This is a genomic window from Leptospiraceae bacterium (genome assembly GCA_024233835.1).
GTDB lineage: Bacteria > Spirochaetota > Leptospiria > Leptospirales > Leptospiraceae > JACKPC01.
Genome location: JACKPC010000001.1, coordinates 1,228,973 through 1,255,081, shown reverse-complemented (window position 1 = coordinate 1,255,081; position 26,109 = coordinate 1,228,973). Strand labels below are relative to the sequence as shown.

The 26,109-nt window shown below is 35.6% G+C and carries 26 protein-coding genes; 16 read left to right on the top strand and 10 right to left on the bottom strand.

All coding sequences use genetic code 11. The features are described from left to right. Window positions 1-6 precede the first annotated feature (6 nt). The 7 genes from H7A25_05795 (at window position 7) to H7A25_05765 (ending at window position 5,984) form a co-directional block, all read left to right on the top strand. Window positions 7-1,503, top strand: a complete 1,497-nt coding sequence (locus H7A25_05795; GenBank protein MCP5499394.1) for an ABC-F family ATP-binding cassette domain-containing protein — start codon at window positions 7-9, stop codon at window positions 1,501-1,503. A gap of 10 nt (window positions 1,504-1,513) precedes the next feature. Beyond that, window positions 1,514-2,965, top strand: coding sequence for an amidase (locus H7A25_05790; protein ID MCP5499393.1), 1,452 nt, complete (start codon window positions 1,514-1,516; stop codon window positions 2,963-2,965). A 4-nt stretch (window positions 2,966-2,969) separates the two neighbouring features. Further along, window positions 2,970-3,380, top strand: coding sequence for a hypothetical protein (locus H7A25_05785; GenBank protein ID MCP5499392.1), 411 nt, complete (start codon window positions 2,970-2,972; stop codon window positions 3,378-3,380). 20 nt (window positions 3,381-3,400) lie between these two features. Continuing rightward, window positions 3,401-4,465, top strand: a complete 1,065-nt coding sequence (locus H7A25_05780; GenBank protein ID MCP5499391.1) for an AraC family transcriptional regulator — start codon at window positions 3,401-3,403, stop codon at window positions 4,463-4,465. A 95-nt stretch (window positions 4,466-4,560) separates the two neighbouring features. Further along, window positions 4,561-4,986 (top strand): GNAT family N-acetyltransferase, encoded by a 426-nt coding sequence (locus tag H7A25_05775; protein ID MCP5499390.1) that lies wholly within the window; start codon window positions 4,561-4,563, stop codon window positions 4,984-4,986. Between the two features lie 167 nt (window positions 4,987-5,153). Beyond that, complete coding sequence (locus H7A25_05770) at window positions 5,154-5,732, top strand: hypothetical protein (protein MCP5499389.1); 579 nt, start codon at window positions 5,154-5,156, stop codon at window positions 5,730-5,732. Between the two features lie 78 nt (window positions 5,733-5,810). After that, a complete protein-coding gene (locus H7A25_05765; GenBank protein MCP5499388.1) occupies window positions 5,811-5,984 on the top strand; it encodes a YtxH domain-containing protein in 174 nt (57 codons plus the stop codon). 44 nt (window positions 5,985-6,028) lie between these two features. On the opposite strand, the gene H7A25_05760 is transcribed toward H7A25_05765, so the two are convergent. From H7A25_05760 to H7A25_05745, 4 genes are all read right to left on the bottom strand, one after another. After that, window positions 6,029-7,582 carry an AAA family ATPase gene (locus H7A25_05760; GenBank protein ID MCP5499387.1) on the bottom strand — a complete coding sequence of 518 codons (1,554 nt, stop codon included), beginning with the start codon at window positions 7,580-7,582 and terminating at the stop codon, window positions 6,029-6,031. Then, window positions 7,579-9,132, bottom strand: a complete 1,554-nt coding sequence (locus H7A25_05755) for an AAA family ATPase (GenBank protein MCP5499386.1) — start codon at window positions 9,130-9,132, stop codon at window positions 7,579-7,581. The genes H7A25_05760 and H7A25_05755 overlap by 4 nt, the downstream gene beginning before the upstream one ends. A gap of 116 nt (window positions 9,133-9,248) precedes the next feature. Then, a complete protein-coding gene (locus H7A25_05750) occupies window positions 9,249-10,073 on the bottom strand; it encodes a cyclic nucleotide-binding domain-containing protein (protein MCP5499385.1) in 825 nt (274 codons plus the stop codon). Window positions 10,074-10,112: 39 nt separating this feature from the next. Continuing rightward, on the bottom strand, window positions 10,113-10,355 hold the full coding sequence (locus tag H7A25_05745; GenBank protein MCP5499384.1) for a hypothetical protein: 243 nt from the start codon (window positions 10,353-10,355) through the stop codon (window positions 10,113-10,115). 83 nt (window positions 10,356-10,438) lie between these two features. Between H7A25_05745 and H7A25_05740 the strand changes: the two genes are divergently transcribed. Further along, on the top strand, window positions 10,439-12,079 hold the full coding sequence (locus H7A25_05740) for a hypothetical protein (GenBank protein MCP5499383.1): 1,641 nt from the start codon (window positions 10,439-10,441) through the stop codon (window positions 12,077-12,079). A gap of 66 nt (window positions 12,080-12,145) precedes the next feature. On the opposite strand, the gene H7A25_05735 is transcribed toward H7A25_05740, so the two are convergent. Then, window positions 12,146-13,564: a deoxyribodipyrimidine photolyase gene (locus tag H7A25_05735; protein ID MCP5499382.1), complete on the bottom strand. Its 1,419-nt coding sequence runs from the start codon at window positions 13,562-13,564 to the stop codon at window positions 12,146-12,148. A 201-nt stretch (window positions 13,565-13,765) separates the two neighbouring features. Here H7A25_05735 and H7A25_05730 point away from each other — a divergent pair, with 201 nt between their 5' ends. The 5 genes from H7A25_05730 (at window position 13,766) to H7A25_05710 (ending at window position 19,836) form a co-directional block, all read left to right on the top strand. Next, window positions 13,766-14,095 (top strand): STAS domain-containing protein, encoded by a 330-nt coding sequence (locus tag H7A25_05730; GenBank protein MCP5499381.1) that lies wholly within the window; start codon window positions 13,766-13,768, stop codon window positions 14,093-14,095. Between the two features lie 4 nt (window positions 14,096-14,099). Then, window positions 14,100-14,960 (top strand): DnaJ domain-containing protein, encoded by an 861-nt coding sequence (locus H7A25_05725; GenBank protein ID MCP5499380.1) that lies wholly within the window; start codon window positions 14,100-14,102, stop codon window positions 14,958-14,960. Window positions 14,961-14,964: 4 nt separating this feature from the next. Beyond that, window positions 14,965-15,879, top strand: a complete 915-nt coding sequence (locus tag H7A25_05720; protein ID MCP5499379.1) for a site-2 protease family protein — start codon at window positions 14,965-14,967, stop codon at window positions 15,877-15,879. A 61-nt stretch (window positions 15,880-15,940) separates the two neighbouring features. After that, a complete protein-coding gene (locus tag H7A25_05715; GenBank protein MCP5499378.1) occupies window positions 15,941-19,138 on the top strand; it encodes an N-6 DNA methylase in 3,198 nt (1,065 codons plus the stop codon). Then, window positions 19,135-19,836: a hypothetical protein gene (locus tag H7A25_05710; GenBank protein MCP5499377.1), complete on the top strand. Its 702-nt coding sequence runs from the start codon at window positions 19,135-19,137 to the stop codon at window positions 19,834-19,836. Before H7A25_05715 ends, H7A25_05710 begins: the two co-directional genes overlap by 4 nt. Window positions 19,837-19,845: 9 nt before the next feature. Here the strand turns inward: H7A25_05710 and H7A25_05705 are convergent, their stop codons facing one another. Then, entirely contained in the window at window positions 19,846-20,613 is a 768-nt protein-coding gene (locus tag H7A25_05705; protein MCP5499376.1) for a response regulator, read from the bottom strand. A 271-nt stretch (window positions 20,614-20,884) separates the two neighbouring features. Here H7A25_05705 and H7A25_05700 point away from each other — a divergent pair, with 271 nt between their 5' ends. Genes H7A25_05700 through H7A25_05690 form a run of 3 tightly spaced genes read left to right on the top strand, consistent with a single transcriptional unit; the run spans window position 20,885 to window position 23,250 of the window. Further along, the gene (locus H7A25_05700) at window positions 20,885-21,841 is read left to right on the top strand and encodes an NAD-dependent epimerase/dehydratase family protein (protein MCP5499375.1); all 957 of its coding nucleotides are present in this window, start codon (window positions 20,885-20,887) and stop codon (window positions 21,839-21,841) included. A 3-nt stretch (window positions 21,842-21,844) separates the two neighbouring features. Beyond that, on the top strand, window positions 21,845-22,669 hold the full coding sequence (locus H7A25_05695) for a hypothetical protein (GenBank protein MCP5499374.1): 825 nt from the start codon (window positions 21,845-21,847) through the stop codon (window positions 22,667-22,669). After that, a complete protein-coding gene (locus tag H7A25_05690; protein ID MCP5499373.1) occupies window positions 22,669-23,250 on the top strand; it encodes a hypothetical protein in 582 nt (193 codons plus the stop codon). Before H7A25_05695 ends, H7A25_05690 begins: the two co-directional genes overlap by 1 nt. Before the next feature lie 10 nt (window positions 23,251-23,260). On the opposite strand, the gene H7A25_05685 is transcribed toward H7A25_05690, so the two are convergent. Genes H7A25_05685 through H7A25_05670 form a run of 4 tightly spaced genes read right to left on the bottom strand, consistent with a single transcriptional unit; the run spans window position 23,261 to window position 26,079 of the window. Next, complete coding sequence (locus H7A25_05685) at window positions 23,261-23,863, bottom strand: glutathione peroxidase (protein ID MCP5499372.1); 603 nt, start codon at window positions 23,861-23,863, stop codon at window positions 23,261-23,263. Next, the gene (locus H7A25_05680) at window positions 23,860-24,522 is read right to left on the bottom strand and encodes a DUF4349 domain-containing protein (GenBank protein MCP5499371.1); all 663 of its coding nucleotides are present in this window, start codon (window positions 24,520-24,522) and stop codon (window positions 23,860-23,862) included. The genes H7A25_05685 and H7A25_05680 overlap by 4 nt, the downstream gene beginning before the upstream one ends. A 1-nt stretch (window position 24,523) precedes the next feature. Continuing rightward, the gene (locus H7A25_05675) at window positions 24,524-25,531 is read right to left on the bottom strand and encodes a hypothetical protein (GenBank protein MCP5499370.1); all 1,008 of its coding nucleotides are present in this window, start codon (window positions 25,529-25,531) and stop codon (window positions 24,524-24,526) included. Window positions 25,532-25,572: 41 nt separating this feature from the next. Beyond that, window positions 25,573-26,079: a transcriptional regulator gene (locus H7A25_05670; protein ID MCP5499369.1), complete on the bottom strand. Its 507-nt coding sequence runs from the start codon at window positions 26,077-26,079 to the stop codon at window positions 25,573-25,575. Between the last annotated feature and the right edge of the window lie 30 nt (window positions 26,080-26,109).

Below are 26,109 nucleotides of genomic sequence, written 5' to 3'. Positions count from 1 at the left end.
AAACTCATGATTAAAATGAATGGAATTAATAAATCTTTCGGAGGACAAACGGTATTTTCCGATTTAAACTTTAGTATTAACCGGGGAGAAAAAGTTGGTCTTGTCGGAAGAAACGGACACGGAAAATCTACCCTTTTAGAAATGATTCTCGGTAGGGTAGAGCCCGACTCCGGAAATATTAGCATTCCAAAGAATTATAAAATAGGACATCTGGAACAGCATCTAAAATTTTCCAAACCTACTGTTCTGGAAGAATGTAGCCTTGGACTTCCTCCCGGAGAAGAGTATGAAACCTGGCAGGTTGAAATGATTCTTTCCGGTCTGGGTTTTTCTGAAGCGGATATGCAGAGGCATCCGGATGAGTTTTCCGGAGGATATCAGATCAGGATGAATTTAGCAAAGCTTTTAGTTTCCGCTCCTGATATGTTAATGTTAGATGAGCCTAATAACTACCTGGATATTGTTACCATTCGATGGCTGGAAGAATTCCTTCGTTCCTGGGAAGGTGAATTTATCCTCATAACCCATGATAGGAATTTCATGGATAGTGTGGTAAGCCACGTAATCGCTATTCACCGAGAAAAAGCAATTAAAGTGGCAGGTGATACGGATAAACTCTATAACCAGATTAATACAGAGGAAGAGAACTACGAAAAAACCCGTCTGAATGAGGCTAAAAAACGCAAGCAGGAAGAACAATTCATTGCAAGGTTTAAAGCCAAAGCCAGTTTTGCCAGCCGCGCCCAGTCCAGAGTAAAAAAATTAGAGAAGATGGGAGAAAAAAAAGCTCTGGATAAAATAGAAGACCTCGAATTGTTTTTTAATAGTGCGAAATTTGAAGCAAGCCGAATGCTTTCTGCTGAGAATATTAGTTTTTCCTATGATGGAAAAGAACCTTATCTGATTCGGGATTTCTCCTTAACGATAGAGAGAAAGGAAAGAATTTGTATCATCGGGAAAAACGGCAAGGGAAAATCTACCCTTTTAAAACTTTTAGCCGGTGAATTGAAACCCGATAACGGAAACATATATAAGCATCCCATTTTATTAGAAGGTTACTTCGGACAAACCAACAAAAAGGTAATGAACGATGATAACACGATCTATGAAGAAATTAAAGCCTCTGATCCGGATTGCACCGACTACAAGGCAAGAACTATCGCGGGAGGCTTAATGTTCCCCGACACCATGTCTTTAAAAAAGATAAAGGTTCTATCGGGTGGTGAAAAAAGCCGTGTTCTTCTTGGAAAAATTTTAGTTAGCCCCTGTCATCTTTTATTTCTTGATGAGCCTACAAGTCATTTGGATATGCAATCCTGTGATTCTTTAATAGAAGCCATCGATGATTTTGAAGGTTCTGTAGTAATGGTGACTCACGATGAAATGCACTTAAGAGCGGTGGCAACTAAACTTATTGTATTCGACAATAATGAAATTCGCATATACCCGGGAACTTATGATGAATTTCTTTCTGATGTGGGCTGGTCGGATGAGAGTATTTAAGGATATTTGAATGAAATCTGAATTCAATTCTAATCAGATCAGTGCATTTACCAATGACGTCCTCGGGAAACGAGATGCTGTGGAGCTTTCCCAGCTTATTTCAAAAAAGGAAATACAAATAAAGGAACTCGTAGAGGCTGCTATACAAAGAGCAGAAACAGTCAATCCTTTTCTCAATGGTATCACAACGAAAATGTATGAGACAGCCAGAAAGGAAGCCGAGGAGAAGTCCGAAGGTTTCTTTTCTGGAATCCCAAGCTTTATAAAAGACAATGAAAATGTAAAAGGCTTTCCTACAAGTTTTGGCTCCCTATCAGTATCCCGAAAGAGTGCCCGGAGGAATAGTCCTTTTGTAGAACAATTAAAAGCTCTCGGTTTTATCAATATAGGAAAATCGGCACTCTGTGAATTTGGCTTAACAGCTACTACCGAATCATCTTTTCATGGACAAACTCGTAATCCCTGGAACAGAGAACATTCTACCGGTGGCTCCTCAGGTGGAGCTGCCGCTCTTGTTGCAGCCGGTGTGGTTCCCCTGGCCCATGCCAACGACGGAGGAGGTTCTATTCGGATCCCGGCGGCCTCCTGCGGACTTATCGGTCTAAAACCTTCACGCGGTCGATTTCAAAACGAGAAAGCACTGAGTGTTTTACCCCTAGATATTGTTCATCAAGGACTTGTAAGTAGAACTGTTCGAGATACAACCACATTTTACTCTTATGCAGAAAAATATTATAAAAATCCTCAATTACCTGAAATCGGTTCTGCTAGCCGCTCTTCCTTGAAACGTTTGCGCATGGGCTTTTTTTACCATCTTCCGTTTTTAGAAACAGTAGATCCGGAGGTAGTAAACGTTCTGAAAGATTCAGCTAAAATTTGCTCAGAATCAGGTCACTCAGTTGAAGAAATACCCTGTCCTTTTTCCAAAGAGGTGGGAGATGATTTTTTCTTATACTGGGGAATGATGGCTTTTTTATTTGAGCATCTTGGTGGGCTTATGACGGAGAACAAGTATCAAAAAGAGAAACTGGAATACTGGACCCGAAAGCTAAGTGAAAATTTTTTTCGTAACCTCTGGCAGGCTCCTTTTATGTTCTATCGCTTAAAGAAATTTTATTATGAATATGAAAAGGTATTTCAAAAATACGATATTCTCCTCTCTCCGGTAATGGCTCACCCTGCCCCAAAACTGGGTTATTTATCCACAACCGACGTGGTATTTGAAGAAGCTTATAGACGGGTAAGACAATTTGTGCCTTATACACCCATTCATAATGTATCGGGCGCTCCGGCCATTTCCTTGCCCATGGGCTTTAGTTCTCAAGGCCTTCCTATAGGTATGCAGTTTTCTGCTGCTTATGGAGAAGATAGGCTCTTACTGGATCTGGCTTTTGAGTTAGAAGAAGCAGCTTCCTGGAAGATGATTTCGGATATAGAAATAAATAATTATAATAGGATTTAAAAATATGGCACATCGGTTTCTCTTTATTTTATTCGCAGTATTATCCTTCCCGGCTTCTGTTTCTGCCTCTTACATGGCACAGTGTAAACTGAAAGTAAAGTTGATTTCTTTAGAAACAGAAATACAACAAAAAGAAAAGTGGTATTTTCGCAAAGCCAACTTTACCGTCCTCAGTGTTAGAGAACAGGATGGTCATTCTGACAATCATTGTACCAATTATCCGGGTAAAGATTTCAAAGGAGAAATATCATCTAAGAATAAAGAACGTCTTGAAGAATTAACAAAAGGAGATAAAGCCATCCTCCTTTTTCGAACCGTTACTTCCGAAATGTTAGACAAGGATAAAGTTGTTAAAATGATTACTTATAAAACCTATAAACTTAAAGCCTTTCGTTTTTGGGATTACTTTTATTAATTTCAAAAGAAGGAAATTAATTGTTACAAAAATTCATTGAAATTCTTCATTATATATCGATAGCGAATATTAGCTTTATCCTTTGTCTGGTTTTATTTCGACACTTTGAAGATAAACGCGGAAAATACGCAGCCCTTTTTTTAATTTCATCTCTCTCTTATCTTCTATTATCACTTGATACTTCGGGAAAATTAAACCTGTATGTTAAACAACTTCTTCATCTTGGAATTATAGGTCTTTCTTTCTTTTTTTGGATACTTACCAGTTCTATTTTTGATGACAACTTTTACTTCGGGAAACGGCATAAAATTGTATTATTAACAAAATACCTGATTTCTTTAGCCGCTTATCCTTTCGCGAAAGGTATGGACTGGGATATTATACATAGGAAGGTGAATCCGAGCTGGTTCTTGCCGGGAATCATATATTCGGTTTTACTTGTAGTCCTGGCCATGATTGAAACCTATAAAGGTAAGTATATAGATCTAATAGAAGAGAGAAGAAAACTCAGAGAAATCCACATTTATTCCGGTGGAACTGTTATTGTTTTTATTATATTTAGTTATCTTCTTCCTTTCAGTGAAAGCTACAAGGATATATTAGTACTTATAAATATGCTATTAATTACTATATTAATTTTTGGGTTTATGTTCTTCTCTATAGATTTTAAAATGGGAATTTTTGAAATTAAGGAAAAAGTTAGGGAAACAAATCAGGTTGTAGATTTGAATAAAAATCCAATCTATCAAAAATTAATAGAAGCTTTTGAAGTCAAAAAGATTTATATAACAGAAGGACTATCTATTCGAGAATTAGCAATAGAACTAAAAGTTCAGGAATATAAACTCAGACAGCTTATAAACCAGGGAATGGGTTATAAAAATTTTAATGATTTCTTAAACCGCTACAGGGTGCAGGAAGCCTGCGAAATTCTACTTTCTGAAGATAAAAAAGATATTCCTATTATTCGGATAGCCATGGATCTCGGTTACCAATCTATCGGTCCTTTTAACCGGGCTTTCAAAGAGCTTACAGGTCAGACTCCCAGCGAATATAGAAAACAGGGAAAAAACTTCAAAAAATAAAATCATTTATTTCTGCAATATCTGAAAAAAAACTTTCCAAAGCCTGAGAATTCTGTATAATCGCAATTCCCCTCAGAACGGGCCGGAGACGTTTTATGATAAAAAAAACAAGTAAAGATGGATATGAAACTATACGCAAACTGGAAGTAAAAATCTTTCCGGAGCACCCCTGGTCACTTAAGCAGATCGAGTCCCATCATGAAAAAAATAATTCGTATCTATACTACCTTGACTATATGCCGATTGCCTATATTCTCTTTCTTGAGAATGTTTATGAAATGGAAGTTCTGCGTTTTGGAGTATTAGAAAACTTTCGCGGTAAAGGATTTGCTACTAAATTGTTTGCTGATTTTTTGAAGAAACATCCGGGCAAAGATATTTTTTTAGAAGTGAGTGAGGTAAATATACCGGCCATATCCTTTTATGAGAAATACGATTTTGAAGAAATAGGAGAACGAAAAAACTACTATACCGATGGAAGTTCTGGTATTTTGATGAAAAGAAGCTTCAACAATCGCTAATTGTTGAAGTAGGCCTACAATAAGTTCTCTGGAAAATTATTAAAACCTGGATGAAAGAATGATGATTCTTACTCATCCAGAGAAGCATTCCTGTTACGAAAAAATAAGAAACATAATAAAGAAAAAGAATTGCAGAAAAGTAAAAACTTCCTAAACTAATTTTCGTAATGAAAATAGACATCTTCGATATTCAACACGGTAATTTTTCTTTAAATGGTGGTATAGAGCATAAATATACCAAGATTTCTCAGTCCGAGCTTATCAAAGATTTTGTTCCTTCTGTCAATAAGGTTGCAGAAACTTATGCTAATGCGATTTATAAAGACGGAAAGCTTACAGGTCAGGAAAAAATGAACCTGATGTACCATATAGAAGATATCATGCAAAAACTTATTCTGGTTCGCACGAATTTCATTAACCAGTATCCGCCCTCGGAAACGGATGAACCAATAGAAGATGTTGAACTAAAAAAGCAAAATAAATTTCTTCTTACAGCTGATTCTTATCATTTTGTAATTAAGGGATATTTTTCCCGTGAAGTATATAAGCTTTCTACGAGTTTTAAAATCTGGCTGGAGGCATTTCGAGTGAAGGTGAAGGAGTTTTACGGTCTGCTGGGCAAGGTTTTGGAAGATAGAGTTATAACAAAGGAAGAAACTGTTGAACTCAGTAATAAAATTGATGAACTGCTTCAATGGATGATAATTGCCTGCTATAAGCTGAAGTTCGAAAACATACCCAATTAACATACAATACCCCCTATAGTATATTATCTTGACAGAAAAATCCTATCCTATAAGCTTGTAAAAGGAGTAACAATGATTATGGAAACAGCAGTTTTAGGTCGTCTGGCTATGGGAGGAATCTTAGGTATGGTAGGAGGTTATGCTTATTATCGGATAATCGGATGTTCCAGCGGAGCCTGTCCTTTAACCTCAAACCCCTGGACAAGTTCTATTTATGGTGCAGTTCTCGGACTTCTAATAAGTGCACAGTAGAAGTAAAAAAATATAGAGTAAGAAAAAGAACGCAGTATACATCTTCACAGCATCACCTCGAATATTCGCTTTCCCCTGACTTCTCTCCAGGCACTGGTGAACTCTTTTTTCTTGTTGAAGTTAAAGACAGCGAGATAGCCTTCCTTCTGTCCCCGACTTTTTAGGTATGTTGCTAATTGTTCCAGACCTTCCTCGTGATACTTCTCTCCATACCAGACTTTCAGTTCAAGAATGTATTCTTTTTCTCCGTAGCTTATAATTAAATCAGAGCGTCTTTCATAGCTATGCTGGCTCTCTACGTAGTAAAATCCATGTCCGTTGATGATAGGCTTTATGAATGCTATTAAAAGCAATCTTCCCTGTCTTTCGTAGAACTTCCCGTCCTTATCTGAATAGTTCCCCTGAATGAAGTCCTGAAATCTTAAGAGAACTTTCGACATATCTAATATTCCTTTTTCATCAAAATACTTATAGGAAGGAGCATAGGGCTTAAAATTGCTATATTTTGAAATTTCAAGTTGGGCTGAATAGTAATTATACAGGCGTATCTCAAAAATTTTATTAGAAATTGCAACTTTATTCATTTCATCTTTTTTTATGATTCCATACATAAAACTTTTAGATAAGGTACTGTGATCCGGATTATAGGTTATTTCGGCATCATCAATCAGGATAGAATGCAGTAGCTCGGATATATCCGAATGATTCTCCACATTCTTTATCAAATCATCGAATAGAGTATTACTTTCTTCTAATAATTTCGATATGGCTTTTTGAATGCCTTTCGAAGTCCAATCCTTCTCCAGCTTCTCATCTATTATCTTACAGATACTACTTACAAGGTAGGGATAACCCGAACTATACTTATAAATCTCCTGAGATAGCTGTAATATATCTATCTCAAGCCCATGCTCACCCGCATACTCTTTCAGCATACTCGATATCTCTTCCGATGAAAAACTCATGTCTACATCGAATTCTGCTGCAATATTCCAGGGACTATTATACTGCTTCTCTTCTTCAGAACGCAAGCTCAACTTGATATTCTTTATATCATGTACACCTGCCAGCACTACACTCTGAAAACTCAAGGTCTTACCTGCATTTCTCTGTAGATACTTTGTTCGCAGCATTCCTAAAAAATGTAAAAACAAACTGTGATTACTCGCCTTATCTACCTCATCTATCAATAAGACTACTTCTCTACCCGACTCTTTTATGAATTTACTAATAAAACGGTTTAAGTCCACAAGACTTTTACTTTTAGGATAGTTCTGAATATACTCCAGTAATCTTTCCTCTTCCATGTATTCAAGGCTTTCCACTAATAAGGATAGAAAACTTTCTGAAAATTCTTCCTCCGAAGAAAAACTCTTATCTCCCATTCCTTCAAAACTGATTGAAAGAAGCAAATATTTCTTCTGTAATTCCTTTTCCAGATTATAGAGGGTCGTGGTTTTTCCATACTGTCTCGGACGGTTGATCACAAAATAGTCTCCATTCTCAACCAGGGAAATTATCTTCTCCAACTTGGCACTTATATCTACCCTGTAGTGCTTTTCCGGAATACAGGTGCCCGTCACATTAAAACGCTTCACAGCATCACCTCGAATATTCGCTTTCCCCTGACTTCTCTCCAGGCACTGGTGAACTCTTTTTTCTTGTTGAAGTTAAAGACAGCGAGATAGCCTTCCTTCTGTCCCCGACTTTTTAGGTATGTTGCTAATTGTTCCAGACCTTCCTCGTGATACTTCTCTCCATACCAGACTTTCAGTTCAAGAATGTATTCTTTTTCTCCGTAGCTTATAATTAAATCAGAGCGTCTTTCATAGCTATGCTGGCTCTCTACGTAGTAAAATCCATGTCCGTTGATGATAGGCTTTATGAATGCTATTAAAAGCAATCTTCCCTGTCTTTCGTAGAACTTCCCGTCCTTATCTGAATAGTTCCCCTGAATGAAGTCCTGAAATCTTAAGAGAACTTTCGACATATCTAATATTCCTTTTTCATCAAAATACTTATAGGAAGGAGCATAGGGCTTAAAATTGCTATATTTTGAAATTTCAAGTTGGGCTGAATAGTAATTATACAGGCGTATCTCAAAAATTTTATTAGAAATTGCAACTTTATTCATTTCATCTTTTTTTATGATTCCATACATAAAACTTTTAGATAAGGTACTGTGATCCGGATTATAGGTTATTTCGGCATCATCAATCAGGATAGAATGCAGTAGCTCGGATATATCCGAATGATTCTCCACATTCTTTATCAAATCATCGAATAGAGTATTACTTTCTTCTAATAATTTCGATATGGCTTTTTGAATGCCTTTCGAAGTCCAATCCTTCTCCAGCTTCTCATCTATTATCTTACAGATACTACTTACAAGGTAGGGATAACCCGAACTATACTTATAAATCTCCTGAGATAGCTGTAATATATCCATCTCAAGCCCATGCTCACCCGCATACTCTTTCAGCATACTCGATATCTCTTCCGATGAAAAACTCATGTCTACATCGAATTCTGCTGCAATATTCCAGGGACTATTATACTGCTTCTCTTCTTCAGAACGCAAGCTCAACTTGATATTCTTTATATCATGTACACCTGCCAGCACTACACTCTGAAAGGATACTTCGAGACCTTCTAATTGGTTCAGATATTTACTTCTGAGCATTCCAAGAAATTGCAAGAATATACTGAAGTTACTCGCTCTATCTACCTCGTCTATCAGGAGAACTACCTCGCCTTCAGAAATCCTTACAAAATCCGAAAGAAACGTACTCAGTTCTATAAAACTCTGAGGAACAAACCGAGTTTCAAAAAAAGAAAGAAGCTTCTCTTTTTTTTGAGATTCAAGAGACTTTTTTAATAAATACACAAAGGAGCTGCAAAAGTTTTTATCAGTACTAAAGCTATCATCCCCCATACCCTCAAAACTAATCCGTATTATAATATAACTATCTTTTAAAATACGGCTCAGGGTAGCGAGGGTCGTGGTTTTTCCATATTGTCTCGGACGGTTGATTACAAAATAATCTCCATTCTCAACCAGGGAAATTATCTTCTCCAACTTGGCACTTATATCTACCCTGTAGTGCTTTTCCGGAATACAGGTGCCCGTCACATTAAAACGCTTCATAATAGCCTTCTATTACCTTTAAACCTCTATGCCCGGTTTAACTCAAGGCGAATTTCTTTGAGCTATAATTTTTGATGAATATAATAAGAGACATAAGGGACTTATAAACCAGGGAATTATTCACCTTTTCCATTTTCTACATAATATTCAATTTTCTGTTCGGTGATATTCAACCTCCAGAGTACAGTTTTTAAGCAATGCAAATGTAAATCTGGATTTTCAGTCAGTAATTTTGTAAAACGGTTATAGTGCATAATAACAACTTTTGCAGAATCAGAACTCACAACTAATTCAAACTTGTGTTCTGCATCAAACTCCATATCTAACTTTCCAAAAAACTCACCCGGTGTCAGGGTAGCGGCTTCTTCTTTCTGCTTAGCATGATACAGATATAAAGACACATTTCCTTCTGAAACATAAAAAATACGTTTTCCCGGATCTTCTCCCTTTTTCAGGATAATAGATTTTTTTAAAAGAGTCTTAGAAGGAAGAGTTTTATCATAAGCTAAAATATCCAGATCGCCTATGCTTACTTTCTCTTCGTTAAACTCAATACCCAAATTTGGATTCAACTCAGCAAGTTTCAGTAATTTTATTTCAGAAAGGTATAAGCGGAAAGCAGACTTCTTTAAAAGCTGAAACAAAAAGTTTCCCTTAGCTGCCAGAACATGAAAATTTTTATCATTTATTGCAATTAATCTTGTTCCTTCTTTTCCGGCAAGAGCTGTTGCCACACGAAATTTATTCAGAAGGCCTATCTCACCAAAAAACTCTTTCGCCGGTATATTTACAAGAAAATGTCTCTTCCCGGCTCTTTGTTTAAAGATGTCTACCGAACCCTGGGATATATAATACATCTTCATCAAGGAAAACTGAGCCTGTTCAAAAATCAAATCCCCTGGCCCGTATTCCTCGACGCTCAATTCATCACCAAATTGCATTATAATTTTCTCCTTGCATCGTATTTAGTTCCTAAGGCTTTAATCATCTATTGGAAATTCATACGGATTATAAGGTGTCAGACCCTGAGGAGAAGGTTCTGAATTACCCTGAGGGGGGCGTTTCACTTTTTTGGTTTCACAAACTTTTCTTTTCATTGACCATTCACAACTTCGTACTGCCCTGCATTTCTGAATCGTTTTAAGTTTATCACAGTCAGGAGAAGCTACAAGAGAAGTTCCAAAGAAAATAAAAGAAAAACAGAATAAAATTATTTTTTTCATTGATTATCCTCCTAATTTATCTTCTGTTATAATTAAAAATCTTATTTTCACAAGTATTTTTTACAATTTTAAAAGCAGGGACTATGAAACCTATACTAATATTTCTCACGTTTTTTTTATTTTTTAACCCGGTACAGGCAGAAGAGGAACTAAAAGAAGGAAATCTAATCAATACAGGTCCAACAGGCACCTGTCCCTACATAAAAACCGATCTTTCTCTAAGACGAATTCAAATCAAAGATCTTTCGGCAGATAAACGTCTCCTCGATGGAGAAATAAAATCTGACTCAAGTAAGGAGGATTTACTAAAAGGTCATATTGTTTTAAAAAAAACAAAAGATAACAAACCCATAGTTAAGCAAAAATTTCCGAATAAGACAGAAGAAGTAGGTGTTATAGGCATTGCAGGTTTGAATATATACTTTGATGATATACCGGCAAGTTATGTTCCCGGTTCCTATAACTATTATAGGCATTCAGAAACAGGTGATTTTTTTTCCAAGATAAAATTTGAATTTCGTTATATAGGAGAAAAGCTTCCTAAAGAAACTACCTGCCTAAGTCTTAGAAGAAAAACAAAAGAAAATATTTGGGAAACCGTATTTTCTATGCCATTCACCTTTCCAGCAATTAAGTCGGGGCCGGATGAACAACCCCTGGTCTTGAAATTAGCACCCGACGGAGGTGTTATAGGTGATACCATGACGGTTACCGGTAAAAATTTTGGTGATAATTTAGATAATATCTATGTGTATCTAATTTCCGATAAACCTAATGAAGAGTATTATTACAAGGAAAAAGAAGTGGCCTTAGCTTCTCCTTTTTATTTATCCAAAGCCGATAAAGACACGGGAATACAGACCCTACATTTTACCCTACCGGATTATCTCTCTTCAGAAATTGAGAATATGAATCTAAAAGAAAGGTTTGCCGGAAAAAAACTCTGGGTAAAACTGATGGTCAACTACAGACCCTCAGCCAAGCAAAGAATCAGCCTACTCCACAAGAACTGGAGACGTTATACGGGAATATTGAGTATTCTTATCACTATCGGTTCCGTAATTATAATGGCCCTGATGTTTCGTAAAAGAAAATTTCTATCCTACGTTCTTATTGATAAACACACTCGAACCTATAGTCTCGTAAACCTGCAATCTTATCTCTGGACAATCGTTCTTATGGGAAGTTATTTTTATGTAGCTATAAGTACAGGACTTATCCTACACAGCTCCGGGCTTCCCGATTTCAATTATTCTCTTGTCCTATTGATGGGTATCAGTTACGGAGGACTGGTAGGCTCCAAGTTCATAGACAGAAAAACAGAAATTGTAAAGAAAGAAGGAAAACCGGAGTGGAAAGACATTGTAACCACACCGGAAGGCTACATAGACTTTCCTAAGCTACAGCTTCTTACCTTTACCCTGATTTCTATCGCGATTTATCTTTTTTATTTATCCAGAGCGAATGTTCTCAATGGACTTCCTAATATTCCGGAAACTCTGCATACTCTTCTAATCACAAGTCAGGGAGGATATTTAGGAGGCAGGGCTGTAACTGAGAACTATATCACTAAAAAAGATTTAAATAAAGCTTCTATATTAGAAGGTATTGTCAGTAAAAAAGAAGACTTAAACGATAAAGAAAAAATAGCCGAAGAAGAAGCAATAGAGGAGACAAAAGAATCAGAAAAAAAAGGCCGAAAAAGAAAAAGCAATCAGGAATAAAAATTTCGGCTTTACATTTAAGAATTTCAAACCCAGGCAAGCGAGTCAATAATGGCTCGCTTTGGATTAAAACAAGCTCTCCTGTTTTTTCGTTAAGGTTTCAATATATTCCAGATACTCTTTTAATTTAAATTTCCTTTTCGTGGAATCCGAGGACATATAGCGAATATTACCCAGCACATTTCTTTCAGGAAACCAGGGTCGATCAAACAGGCCAAAGCACCAGAGAATCCCTCCGTAAGAATTCGGATTTCGTCCGTCATAAGCATAAAGATTATTTAAGTATTCCATGATATTCAGAGCTTCCTCAAAAGAAGAAGACCACTCGATTAACTTCTTACCCCAGAGCATTCGAAGATAATTCTGCATTTTTCCTGTATTTACTAACTCTAACTGAGCTGCATTCCAGATAGGATCATGGGTTTTCGCACTCTCAAACTGCTTCAAGGAGTAAATAAACTCTCTCTTATCATTTTTATGTTTCTCCAAATTTTGCTTTGCCCAATCGGGTAAAACGGAGAAATCTTTTTTTAATCCGGGATTCTTCCAAAAAAGCTGATAAGAAATATCCCTCCAGGTAAGAAGCTCGTCCAAAAAACCATCCACCGATTCTGAGTTAGAGAAGAAGCCCGAATTTTTACCCCTATTTTCCGGGATCAATTCAGCCGGACTCCAATTTTCCTTATAATAAGAAAGTACAGCCCGAACAATTTCTTCAGAAGAGATATGGCCGAAGTGTAAATACGCCGAAAGCCCGCTGACTGCCTGCCTTTCAGGTGGCAGGGGAGGGGAGCGTAAACTTGAATAGTCGATTAACCTGTATTTTAGAAAATTCTTCAAAATTTTCAGAGCCTCCTGTCTTCCACCTATCACCTGCGGAACCGGCAAGACAGAGTATTGAAACTGAATTTGGGATAAAACTTCAGGAATATCCTCTTTTCGAGCGGAAAATTCCCGTAAATCTCGAAGACAATTCTCCCCGGAACGGATAAAATCTGTTTTCTTCAATCTTTTATACACCGCTTGCGATAAAGCCTCAGAAAACAGGTCATGAAGCTTTATCCGTAAAGAACGAGCTGTAGTACTGAGCTTTCCGTATAACTCAAGCGGAATCATAGAATTACTATCCACCGCAAAGACCGGACAGGCGGCTTTTTCGGCAATTGCCCGGTTATGAGAAGGAATGATAAAAGCAGGAAAATCATCCGTTACAATAGCAAAAGCTTCTGATGAAAGCCGTTTCATGAGGCCCCTTCCCGGATTTTTCCCTGTTTCCACAAAAGCATGGTATTCCAGTCCGAGTTTCTTGGCTTCCTGTTTATTGTCGCAGATTCCTTCGAGAATAAAACGGTGCAGGCGAGAAGAATTATAGGGGTAATCGGAGCGGAGAGCTTCTAAAATAACCAGGGGCTTCCCGTATTCCTTTGAAAGAGAAGCTGCATAAAAAAGAGCATGATTATATTCCAGACGACGAAAAGCCTGCATCCAATAAAGGATATATTTTCCATTTACGGAAAACTCCCTCTGATTTAGCTTTTTCAGCCTGTTTCTATGATAACCTGAATATATCTGCATCCTTGCTTCTCCTTATGAAATATATGAGAGTGTAATACTTTTACAAAACCATCTTTTTTCTATTGATAAATTCATCATGGTTTATAAATTAATATGAAACAAGGATAAATGATGGAGATCAAGAGCCGTAAAATTGGAAATAGTTTCATAATAGAACTCATAGGTAGTCTGGATATTTACACAGCTATCGAGTTAAGAAAGTTTATTGAAAAAAACGTTTCCGATAAAGTAAAAAGTGTAGTGCTTGACATGGAAAAGCTGAAATATATAGATTCTTCGGGCATAGGAATGTTAATAAAGGAAATGAATTTCATAAAACAGAAAAACGGGAATTTTGCCATAGCTAACCTAAAGCCTCATATAGAAAAAGTGTTCAATGTAGCCGGCCTAAACTCATATTTTACCATTTTATCGGAAAACGAATTTAAAAAACTTGGTTAAAACCATGAACCGGATACTGGACAGAGAACAAACACTTGAAGAAATCATAGAGGAGATTCAGGATAATTGTCTCGATTTTAACTGGTCGATTTCTCAGGACACCTTGCTTTCTGTCCTTTCCGTACCTAAAGAGGAATATTACAGAACTCTGTATTCTTTAAAGCATCGTTATGATAATTTCAGTATTCTTAAAGATTACACCCGAGAGGATTTCCCTATACTAAAACGAATCATCGAGCATTATTTAAAAGTTAATGGAATCGAAGATAAGTTTATCCGTGCCGGGATTTACATAGAAAAAAAGGAGCTAAATGAGTTAAAAAAAACCTTTGAAAAGATCCTGATTCTTCTTTTGGAAAAACACGAACCGGATACAGAACTCTTACTTTTACTATCTTCTTCCACCCTGGCCTTCGATGATGCCTTTGACTCTTATTTTGCCTCTGTATTCGAAATGGATAATATTATAAAAAAGAGTATCGCTTTTTTCTTAGATGAAAACAATATAAATCCGGATTATGGGATCGATGAATTTCTGTTCAAGTTTTTAAAAGATGCTATAGTAAAACACCGAATATCCTTTTATCGCCTAACCGAACGATTTCGAGATACATACTACTACGAACTATTCGGAAAATCCAGACAGGAAAGTTTTAAAACCGAAACAGGTGAACCAATAGATTCAGAGCTCTATTCCTTACTCCAGTTTTTCTCACTCAAGCCAAATTGCAGCAAGGATGAGTTAAAAGATCGATATAAGGAGCTTTTAAAGAAATACCATCCGGATATAAATAAAGGTGGACTGGAGAAAACGAAACTCATCATACATAATTATAAACGTTTAAATAACTTGCTTTTTGGATAAACTTTTGAAAACCCATAGTCTTTCTTTTCACATTTTCCTTCTCTTACTAACCTTCATTAGTACAACATTTCAGCAGAATACTTTCGTTATATTTTTCCTGGAACCATCTATTGTCCTTCGTCTTTTTTTCCTCGAGCTACCCTATTCTTTCTCACTTCTATTCATTCTTTTTTGCCATGAAATGGGACACTACCTGCCTTCGAGATACTATAACATTCGAGCGACTCTTCCCTATTTCATCCCTTTCCCTCTCGGACCAATAGGGACCATGGGAGCTGTAATTCGGGTTCAAGATCCCATTCCCGATAAGAAAAAGCTTTTTGATATTGGAGCCGGTGGTCCGCTCATGAGTCTTATCCTTTCTTTACCTGCCTGGATAGGTGGACTTTACCTCTCTGAACTGAAATCTGTAGAAGGAATTATTGATAATCCAAACACACTCATTTTTGGAGACAGTCTTTTTACATACTTCAGCGCCAAATTGATTTTTGGAAATTTCGATCCAAGTCAAGTAGATATCATCCTTCATCCACTCGCTAAGGCAGGCTGGGTAGGCTTACTTATCACAGCAATAAACCTGCTTCCCTTCGGACAATTAGATGGAGGACATGTAATCTACTCACTCTTCGGAGAAAAATACAGAAACTGGATTCATTACTTATTTACAATATTCTTATTTATGAATCTATTAAGTTTAACCTGGCTTATCTGGTCTTTGCTTATTTATAAACTGGTAAAAGTGGAACATCCCTACGTGCCCGATAGTTACGAACCTCTTGATTGGAAACGAAAGGTTCTGGGATATACCCTTCTATTTAGTTTTATTCTTACTTTCGTTCCGGAACCACTTAAAGCAGGAGGAGAAAACGTAATTCCCTTATATAAGGATCTCCTGAATATGCTTCAATATCTGTTTTAGCCTTAGATAGGAGTAATTCTTTGTTGTCATATAGAATACTTTGAAAAAAATAGAATCAATTATGAAATCAGAAAAGATCAGGGAATCTAAAGTCATTCAGGATGTAACTAAATTATTGGATTACAAATCCGGTAATTTGATTGATCTTTATTCTGAAGCAAAAGTTAACTGGCTGGACTTAGGAGGTTGGATTGAAAGTGCCAGAGGTATTTCTGGTCTTTCTCATATTTTTTTCGTAAAAAAACACCCTCTAATTTTATTTGGAAACGCTGAGAATCAAATTGAAATCATAGAAATATTTAATAATTCCTGGTGTATGATGCAACCCAAGTTTTTATTTGTTTCCTCTCCGGGAGAACTGAGTCTTTTTGATTTAACCCAACTACCTCTAAAAAATTCGCAAGATATACAAAAGAGAGTTCTAAAAAACACAAAAGCTATTGGTGATATTTTAGAAATCTTTCAAGACTATACCCGAGAGAAAATGGAAAGTTATGATTTCTCGATAACGAATGTTTTCGGTGGAGCTGAATCTCAGTTTATAAAAGATCTAAATACTATTCGCAAAGAACTTATTGATAAGGGTTTAAATGATAAAGAAAATGGAATTAAAAAATTAAAATATGCTCATTCGATAATTGGTCGTTCAATTTTTATCAAGTATTTGGAAGATAGAGAAATTTTAACCAAGAATTACTACTTAAAAGTGGCCGGCAATAATAAGGAATGGATAAAATTATTAAACCGTAAGAATGATAAGCCTGACATTGAATCGAATGAAAATGCATTCTATTCCAAAATACTAAAAAATAAAAAATTTACTTTCACTTTATTTAAACAGCTAAAAGAAGACTTTAATGGAGATATGTTTTCTTTAAATTCTGCTGAGGAGAAAGCTGTAAAGCAAGAGCATTTAAGTTTACTTTCCAAGTTTTTAATGGGGGATGTAAAGGATGATAAATTGTTCTTCTGGGCATATAATTTCAAATTTATTCCAATTGAGATTATAAGCTCTATTTATGAAGAATTCTATCATGAAGAAAATGTGAAGGATACAAAAGGAACCAATTATACTCCAATTACATTAGTGGAGTTTTTAGTTTCCGATACACTCACAAATGATGTTTTAAAGAAAAAGCCTAAAATTTTAGATCCCGCTTGCGGTTCTGGAATCTTTTTAGTAGAAGCCTTCAAAAGAATTATTCGATATAACTATTCCCAATCAAAAAAGAAACTTTCTTTTATGGAACTGATTGCGATTTTAAAGAATCAAATTTTTGGAATTGAAATCAATCCGGAAGCACTGAAAATCACATCTTTTAGTTTATATTTCGCTCTATTGAATCATTTAGAGCCTAAAGATATTTTAGAAAATATATCTCAAAAAAGAAAACTTCCTCCTTTAATCTATTTTAAAGAGAGTGAAAAGAAAGAAAATCACTTTAACACATTGGTGGATTCTAATGCATTCCTAATTTCAGAATTAGAACAAAGTGCCAGAACAAGCTTTTCTAAAGAAAGCTTTGATGTTGTTATAGGAAACCCTCCATGGGGAAGCAAATTAGATTCTAAGCAGAAGAAAATTATACAGGAATGGTGTAGAACAAATGGTTTCCCAATAGGAGATATAGAACCATCACAGGCTTTCATTGGATTATCGCTCTATTTTTTAAAAAAGAGAGGAAGAGCAGGTCTTCTTGTTTCTTCAGGAGTTTTCTTCAAACATGGAATCAGCATTGATTTTAGAAATAATTGGCTACAACAATCACTATTGCAAAAAGTTGTAAACTTTGATCACGTAAGAGCTGTATTTTTCAGCGGTGGTCGAAAAAAAGATTCCATATCTCCTTTTGCCTCTGTAATCTTTACAAAAGATCCATTAGATAAGTCAAATGTATTTGAATACTGGACTGCCAAAATGACAAGCAAGATAAATTCTACTAAAGTAGTTATTCTACATAAAACAGATTTAAAGCTTGTTAGACAGGAAGACTTCATTCAAAATCATAAACTCTGGAAAGTCTATTGGTGGGGAGGACATAGAGATCGAAGTTTGATAGAGTATTTGGAGAATAGTTTTGACAGATTAAAAGATTATGTTGATCCGGAAAAAACAGTTGGTCAGGGATACATTATAAAAGGTAGAAATCAGAAGCAGAGACGATGGAAAAAAGATTATAGAAACTTTTCAATTAAAAAATTTAGAAAATATGGAAATTTTAACTTAAGTTTTTTAAGCAATCCTCCACCACCTATTTTATATAGGAGTGGTTTAGAAGATATTTTTTATGGTCTGCGTTTAATCGTCAGTAGAGGTATAAAGCAAAAGCAAACTGAAACAGGAATGATTATGGCGAGATTAGAAGAAATGGACTTTTGTTTTACAAATTCTATAATAGGTATTAAATTATCAAAACCAAATCTTGTTAAATATAAAATCATCCTTGCTATACTCTGGTCTTCTTTCGGAAAATACTTTCTTTTTATGATCTCTACCGATTGGGGAAGGTGGCATCATGAAGTATTTGTAAATGAATATCTTAAACTCCCAATCCATTTTCCTGAAGATAAAAATTTAGAACAAAGAATCATAGACATTGTAGATGAGCTAAGAAATACAGATGAGGAATATGCACCTGTTAATGGATTATTTGAGAATAAAATTTCTCATATGGAATTAGAGTTAAATAAAGCTATTTATGAACTCTTCGAATTAAGCGAATCCGAAATTGACTTAATTGAAGAAACCTGCGGGCTTCGTCTTGATTTACTTTATAATCATACGAAAAGTTTTGCACTTAGCAAGCTATACTGGAAACATACGTTAAGTTACGGTCTACAAAAAGATCTGGAATTTCATAAGCAACAGGATGAATTGACTGAGTATATTTTAACGTTCTTAAATATTTGGAATCCAAAAGTCGCTTCCAAAGGAGAACTTATCTGGCAAGTGCTCTGTCCTGAAAATTCCCCAATGATCGGTTTTATTTTTTATACACACGAAAAAAATACACCAATACCAAATTTAGATACAAATATTAAAGACTGGAAGGATGTTTTATCTATACTATCAAATGCTTCTCTAAAAAAGCTGGCAAAACAAATTTATATAGATGGAATCTTTCGAATCATATCCGAAAAATACATTGTTATTATAAAAAGAAATGAAAAAAGACTCTGGACAAAAAATTCGGCAATTGAAGATGCTAATGCAATTTTCGTTCAAGCGATTCACGGGCAAAGGAAAGAGAAGAAATGAGTGACTTTTCTCTTTTTGAGTTTAACTACTGGCAGGAATTAGAAAATGACTTATTGGAAATGATATTCCAGGCTCTACTGTTATTAAAGAAAGAGTCAAAAGAAGAGGTAGAGGAAAATTCGATAAATTTTATATTGAATCGGTGTTTTTTAAAAGCAAGTCGAATAAAAATTAAAGATAGATACGGCAATTTTATTAGAAATAGAAAACCGATTTATGAAGCAGAAAGAATTTCTTATGAAGACGATGAAATTCGAAATGGAAGAATGGGCAAAAGACCTGATTTTCAATGGGAAATTCTTGATGACAATGCTCCTGTTGATTCAATAACATATAGTATAGTATTTACGATTGAATGTAAGCGGCTTGGTGAAACATATATGAGTAAAGCCTATGTAGAAAATGGTATATTACGTTTTATAAAAAAGGAATGGTCTTACGGAGAAGGGACTACTTCCGGAGCAATGATCGGTTACATTCAAAACTCAAACCAAATAGATATTTTAAAAAATATTAATAAAATTTGTAAAAGTAAATCGATAAGCAATTTAGTAAAATATCAAAATAAAAATTCCGATGATATTTTTTCTTATACTGAAGATATTAAGCGAAATACAATATATCCTCACAATTTCCTACTTTATCATTTTTGGATAGATTTGAATAATTTTCCAAACGATGAATTGCATAAAAAATAGAGATATTGTTTATGCCTTATCCGAACTTTTCACCGTATAAGATAAGTCTTCTACAACCGAAAGGATTCTATATATCTCACCGGTTTTATTTCTAAGGGGTACCGTTCTATATCTTTGATAGCCGTCATTAATATACAGTTCAAAAAGGCATTCTTCGCCTGCAAAGGTTTTTTTGTATTTTTCTTGAACTATACCGGCAAGCTCACCAAAAACATCACGAAGATTCATTCCTACAAACATCTCCGGATCCAGATTTTTCTTCTTAAAAGCCTGTCCGGAACTAAAGCCAACTGTATAATCTTTTTCTATAATAGAAATATAGGAATTCGGAAAATTTTCTGCTATCGTGAGAAGGAGGCTTTCTTTTTCATAAATTTCCCTTTTGGCTTCAAAGAGTTTAAAAGCCATTTTAATGGAAGCATCTAAAATGGTTATACCCGAGTTTTTAACCACGTATCCATACGAGGTAATCATTTCCGTTTTTTCCACTACCTCCGGTTCCGTATGACTCGAAAGAAAAAGTAAGGGTATATCTACTTTACTGAGTATCTGAGCTGCAGCCTCGGTTCCATCTATTTTTCCATCACCTAAATCGATATCCATTAAAATCAGGTCAAAAGCAGCCGGGGCTTCATCTATTATTTGAATAGCATCCTCTCCACTGTAAACACAGGTAGGAACGTAGCCTCGCTTTTCTAAAAGCCTTGACTCTAACTTGGCTATTAGTAATTCATCCTCAACCAGTAAAATTTTTCGTTTAAAGAGTTGCTGTCTCATTGCACAAAAATAACTACATTTCTACGAATATATCGATAATGGTATAATAACAGTAAAAAAGATTAATGTCAAGCACAAGGATAAAAAATAATATTCAAAATCTTTTGAAAAAGAAGAATGGTAAGAAATAAATAGGATGTAGAGAACGATAAGGGGAACTTATGAACCATCTAAATTCATTCAAAGAAAGACTTTCTACAGATCTTCGAGTCGCCCGAGAAGAATTCCTTGATTTGAATATAGATCCAGAAATCCAACAGAGGTTTAATCATTGAAATTTTTTATAACAGGAGGAGCTGGCTTTATAGGTAGTCATCTTACCGATAGACTACTCGAACTCGGTCATGAAGTAACCTGTTATGACAATCTATCAAGTAGTGTTGAAGCCAATTTAAATTCAGCCAGAAATTATAAAAATTTTTCTTTTATCAAGGGCGATACACTAAACTCAGAAAAGCTCGTAGGAGCTATGAATGGACATGAAGTAGTAATTCATTTATCAGCTTTGGAAGGAAGTTTCCTCTGTCAGCAAAATCCTTCCCGTTGTATACAACAAAATACTATTGCCAGCTTTAATCTTTTAGAAGCTATGAAAAAAAACGAGACTAAATCTCTTTTCTTTCTTTCTTCGGCACAAGTTTATGGTAAGGAAGGCTTTTTAGAAGATCCGGTAAAGGAAAATTGTTTCTTCCCAAGTCAGACTTCCATATATGCTGCTTCAAAAATTTCTACAGAAGCTTTCATGCAGGCTTATTCTCATAGCTTTGATATTCAAACTTGTATATTTCGAACTCCAACAATAATCGGGGAAAGATATTACAGAGGGCTTTTCTTTGATATTTTTAAAACGCTATCTAAGAAACCGGATCATATAAAAATCACGTCTTCTACCAATAAAACATGTTCTTTCCTGCATGTATCGGATTTAGTTCAGGCGATTCTACTGTGCCTTGATTCGAATTTAAGTGGATTTGAAAGTTATAATATAGCACTTAAGGAATTTCTAAACTTTCAAGACTGTATTCAATTGGCTATCGATGAACTGAAGCTAAACCCTAAAATAGAATTCGTATTAAACCCGGAAGAAGAAAGTATTGAAATGGTTTCCTGTGAATTGTTATCAGTAGAAAAAATAGAAAATATTGGTTGGAAAGCACAGGTTGATCTAAAAACCGGAATACAGAGAACCATGCGATACTTGAATGAAAATAAATGGTTATTGGAATAAAATATGTTACGAAGTGTTTATAAACAAAAGTGGTTATTTATCTTTTTACCTTTGCTACTTGCAATTTTTATTATGTATTTTTTATCAAAGACTCCCGGAAAAACCAAGCCCAGTGCTTACCATATTACCCTGAAAAGTCGACACTATTCAATACCATCTGTTGCTTATACTTTCATAGAACTACAGCACTCGGGGCCTAGAGACTTGAGTCCGTATGTCCAATTCTCATCCCGCTCCGATTATTCCAGCATTCATGCAACAGCTCTAAACTTTGGAAATCGCATCGCAAATTCACTGGCCGTATTTTTTTCTCCCTCTTACAAGCAGGAAAACAGTAAAATTATTCTAAAATTAGCCAAATCTTTAGAACTAACAGAACAACTCAGAGAGCATATAGAAAGACTCGGAAACGGTCTTATAGAAGAGAAAAAACCGGAAAGAATTATTTCTATATTCGGAGCTATCCAAAAAGAAATGGAACAGGAATTACGTCATCAAGAAAAAGAAGAACTGGCTTTTCTCGTTCAACTTGGTTCCTGGTTAGAAACAATGAGAATCATTAGCTCTTTTCTTGCAGAAAACTATGAGGAAAAACTTACCCATGTTTTAAGAAAACCTCATATAGCGGATCTATATCTGGGTATATTTGAACAAATGATTCTTGATGAAAAAATTCCAAAAGATCTTAAGTTTATACAAATATTTCAAAGAAGCTTAAAAAGTTTAGAAGCCAGCATGGATTCAAATAAACCCACCCTTAGTAAAGAGAAAGTAATCCAGCTACAGCAAGAGTTATTAAAACTCAAAAAACTTATAGAGGAAGGCTGATGAAAAAATATATCTTAATGGCTTTTTTTTCTCTGAGTCTTATCTTTAATGCAAGTGCTCCGAAAAAAAATCTGAAAGAAGCGGTTCGCACAGCAAGCTTACAACTCAGTGAAAAAGGTTATGCAGTTGATCCGGGTCGTTTTTTTATACATCTTAAAAAGAATAGTAAGGTCAACTATATCTTAACTCCTCCTCACTATATTTCCCGAACAGGCCTTGCAATCCTGAGTGAACCAAAGGCCAAACGATTCAAGATATTAATTTATACTCTTGAAGACAAGTTTTCGAATACAGGAAAACTCATTTTCGGAGAAGTATTAAGTTCTCCTTTTACCTTAATCGAATTGAAGGAATACGCCAACTTTTACCTGGTAGAGATTGAAATGGAAGAGACTTCAGACGGAGAAGAAGCTATGGTTGAATTGGTTCACGGATTTAAATATCCAAGAATTCCTATAGAAATTCCCCACACCACAGAAGGGGATAAACCCGCTCCAAAAGAAAATCGACTCCCATGCTATCACAAGGTTAATTGCTCAGAAGATAGGCGTTATAATCCCGGCTTTGAGAAGAAAATATAGAAGATAAATCTTAATCCTTATTGGATGACCTATAATTACCTGATAAAGAAGAATAATTAGATTCGTCCTGTTTCAATAAGGACTCAACAAGACTCACAACTTTCGTACTATCCGGTTCTATAGGAGAGGGAATTCGAGCCACTACATTTCCTTTCCTATCTATAAGAAACTTTTCGAAATTCCAGCGTATATCACTCTTAAACCTCGAATGATGTATGAGATAGCGATAAAGAGGGTGTATATGCTTTCCTTTTACCCGAACTTTAGACATAAGGGGAAATTCAACTCGATACTGTATATGGGAAAATTTGCGGATATCGGTATTAGAACCAGGTTCTTCGTTTCCAAAATCATTGGAAGGAAAACCTAATATAACAAGTCCCTTTTTCCTATACTTATTATATAATTTCTGAAGACTGTTATATTGATACGTAAAACCACAATAAGAAGCAACATTCACAATAAGTATAACTTTCCCTTTCAATAAAGAAAGGGGGATAGTTTTACCACTGATGCTTTTCAATTTAAATTTATAGATATTTTCTGCAAAAACAGAATTCCCGGCAAAAAATAGAAATAAAACTGTAATAATAAATTTAACAGGTCTTTTCATTCCCAAACAAAAAACCATTTTATTCCCTTATACGCATAGACAAAAACCCAACCCAGAGGACCCGGAATAGATTTTTCGCGTAGATACACATGTAATTCTGAATAATCGATTTGCTTTTGATAAAGATTTAATTTGGCTTTCAACGTCTCGATTTTCTCTGTTACACGGGAAAGCTCTTTTTCTACCTCAACCGCTTCCTGAACATTTTTAGCTTTTTCTAATAAATCCAGAAGGCGTTTTTGGAGTTTTAGAGCATTATCCAGACGAACTTTAGAATCATAAAATCCTTCAGTAATGTCCTGTATCTGTATATTTTCAGCTCTTACTTCTCCGAGGGTTTTCATCCAGTTAAATGTATGAATAAAGTCTGAAGCCGGAATTTTTGCATTTAGATGATTTCTTCCCCTGCTTATTAAAAATCCCTTTTTTTCTTCTATATGCTTATACATCTTATCCATTACATCGGAAATTTCGTTCTCCGGAACTTCCAGAGTTATACTGCCCGTATAGGTAAGAATCCGACCTTCCTGCTTTTGCAGACCGGCCAGACTCCCGTCCGAAACCTTTGAACTCGCAGAAGATGGCTCCATCCTCATTCCCTGGCTCGCTGCACAGGAAATAAGAAAGAGGGCAAAAACTAAAGCCCAAAGCTTTTTCAAGTTATTTTACCACTTTTGTGAAAATCATTTTCCCGGCAGCTGTCTGAATGATAGAAGTTACTCCAACCCGAACATCCTTTCCTAATAGATGCCCGCCATTTTCGATAACAACCATAGTTCCATCTTCCATATAGCCAATCCCCTGATTTTCGTCTTTTCCTTCCTTGATAACCTGAATCGCAATTTCCTCACCCGGCAAAACAACCGGTTTCAGGGCATTCGCCAGATTATTCAGGTTTAATACATCAACTCCCTGTAGTTCAGCCACCTTATTCAAATTAAAATCATTCGTCACAAGCTTGGCATCCAGATCTCGGGAGAGTTTAATAAGTTTAGCATCCACTTCCCGTGTATCTGTATAATCTTGATAGGTGATCTTAACTTCTATAGAACCCTTCCTCTGGAGTTTATTTAGCATATCAAGCCCTCTTCGACCTCTTGCGCGTTTAATCGGATCGGAAGAATCACTAATGAGCTGAATTTCTCTCAACACAAAGTTGGGAAGAATTAAAGGTCCGTCAATGAAATGCGTGTCGGCTATATCTAAAATCCTTCCATCAATAATCACGGAAGTATCTAAAATTTTCTCTTTTACCCTCGGCCTTGTATCTCCAGCCGGTACCTGAAAACCACCCGGAACTACTCCACTTAAATTGGAAGGAAAAATATAACCCTTTTTTGATAACTGAAAACCAATGCGAATCCCCAATAAGCCCAGGAACACAAATAATAGAGCTTTAATCCCCATAGTTCCATCGGGTTTCATGAGAGAAGTAATAAGATAGGCAACACTCAGAGTAATAAGAAGCCCGAAAATCGACATAAATAAACTTTCAGGCTTTATAGATTTTAAAAGTCTTTCCTCAGCGTACAAGAAAATAAGTAGGATAAGGAAAGCTACAAAAGAATAAACTATAGGATCTATAATTATTCCATTATTCGAGTAAACAAGGGCAAAAGTTAAAAGCCCTGCAAACAAAGATGTTAGAATTCTGTATAGATGAGTCATACTCAAATCCTTGAAGAATATAATTTGAGTTTAATCGGAGCTTATTCATCATTGTCGCTTGCATCGGGATTTGCTTTTTCTTTTTGGAGACTAGATTGCACAGAATTTGCAAGAATATCGGAAACTATATTTCCCGCTTCTTCCTGGGGCACGCCCTTACTCAGTGCAATCTCTGTTTTAACCAGATTATAAGCACTTTCATAAAGTTTACGCTCCATGATAGATAATTCCTTTCCATAAGCCCGTCTGAAAAGATTCCTACAGACATCCGCTACTTCGTAGATTGAACCGGACTTAATTTTATTCATGTTATTTTGATACCGAACTTTCCAGTCTTCTTCAGTATCAACTTCATCTTTCATTAAAAGATTCAGAACTTTTTTTATATCTTTCTTGGGTATGATTGCCCTGATACCAACCTCTTTGGCTTTTTCTACTGGAATCATGACTTTCATTTTACTTCCCTGCATTTCCAAGCTGTAACAATCTCTTTTCTGACCCAGGATAACCTGTTTGCTAATTTCTGTTACAGCCCCAACCCCATGCATAGGGTATACAATATAGTCACCGACTTTAAA

What these genes read in the sequence shown, in the direction of transcription:
- H7A25_05795 (MCP5499394.1), top strand. Translation starts at nt 7, where the DNA reads ATGATTAAAATGAATGGAATTAATAAATCTTTCGGAGGACAAACGGTA.
- H7A25_05790 (MCP5499393.1), top strand. Translation starts at nt 1,514, where the DNA reads ATGAAATCTGAATTCAATTCTAATCAGATCAGTGCATTTACCAATGAC.
- H7A25_05785 (MCP5499392.1), top strand. Translation starts at nt 2,970, where the DNA reads ATGGCACATCGGTTTCTCTTTATTTTATTCGCAGTATTATCCTTCCCG.
- H7A25_05775 (MCP5499390.1), top strand. Translation starts at nt 4,561, where the DNA reads ATGATAAAAAAAACAAGTAAAGATGGATATGAAACTATACGCAAACTG.
- H7A25_05770 (MCP5499389.1), top strand. Translation starts at nt 5,154, where the DNA reads ATGAAAATAGACATCTTCGATATTCAACACGGTAATTTTTCTTTAAAT.
- H7A25_05765 (MCP5499388.1), top strand. Translation starts at nt 5,811, where the DNA reads ATGGAAACAGCAGTTTTAGGTCGTCTGGCTATGGGAGGAATCTTAGGT.
- H7A25_05755 (MCP5499386.1), bottom strand. Translation starts at nt 9,132, where the DNA reads ATGAAGCGTTTTAATGTGACGGGCACCTGTATTCCGGAAAAGCACTAC.
- H7A25_05750 (MCP5499385.1), bottom strand. Translation starts at nt 10,073, where the DNA reads ATGCAATTTGGTGATGAATTGAGCGTCGAGGAATACGGGCCAGGGGAT.
- H7A25_05745 (MCP5499384.1), bottom strand. Translation starts at nt 10,355, where the DNA reads ATGAAAAAAATAATTTTATTCTGTTTTTCTTTTATTTTCTTTGGAACT.
- H7A25_05740 (MCP5499383.1), top strand. Translation starts at nt 10,439, where the DNA reads ATGAAACCTATACTAATATTTCTCACGTTTTTTTTATTTTTTAACCCG.
- H7A25_05735 (MCP5499382.1), bottom strand. Translation starts at nt 13,564, where the DNA reads ATGCAGGCTTTTCGTCGTCTGGAATATAATCATGCTCTTTTTTATGCA.
- H7A25_05730 (MCP5499381.1), top strand. Translation starts at nt 13,766, where the DNA reads ATGGAGATCAAGAGCCGTAAAATTGGAAATAGTTTCATAATAGAACTC.
- H7A25_05725 (MCP5499380.1), top strand. Translation starts at nt 14,100, where the DNA reads ATGAACCGGATACTGGACAGAGAACAAACACTTGAAGAAATCATAGAG.
- H7A25_05715 (MCP5499378.1), top strand. Translation starts at nt 15,941, where the DNA reads ATGAAATCAGAAAAGATCAGGGAATCTAAAGTCATTCAGGATGTAACT.
- H7A25_05710 (MCP5499377.1), top strand. Translation starts at nt 19,135, where the DNA reads ATGAGTGACTTTTCTCTTTTTGAGTTTAACTACTGGCAGGAATTAGAA.
- H7A25_05705 (MCP5499376.1), bottom strand. Translation starts at nt 20,613, where the DNA reads ATGAGACAGCAACTCTTTAAACGAAAAATTTTACTGGTTGAGGATGAA.
- H7A25_05695 (MCP5499374.1), top strand. Translation starts at nt 21,845, where the DNA reads ATGTTACGAAGTGTTTATAAACAAAAGTGGTTATTTATCTTTTTACCT.
- H7A25_05690 (MCP5499373.1), top strand. Translation starts at nt 22,669, where the DNA reads ATGAAAAAATATATCTTAATGGCTTTTTTTTCTCTGAGTCTTATCTTT.
- H7A25_05685 (MCP5499372.1), bottom strand. Translation starts at nt 23,863, where the DNA reads ATGAAAAGACCTGTTAAATTTATTATTACAGTTTTATTTCTATTTTTT.
- H7A25_05675 (MCP5499370.1), bottom strand. Translation starts at nt 25,531, where the DNA reads ATGACTCATCTATACAGAATTCTAACATCTTTGTTTGCAGGGCTTTTA.
- H7A25_05670 (MCP5499369.1), bottom strand. Translation starts at nt 26,079, where the DNA reads ATGCATGGGGTTGGGGCTGTAACAGAAATTAGCAAACAGGTTATCCTG.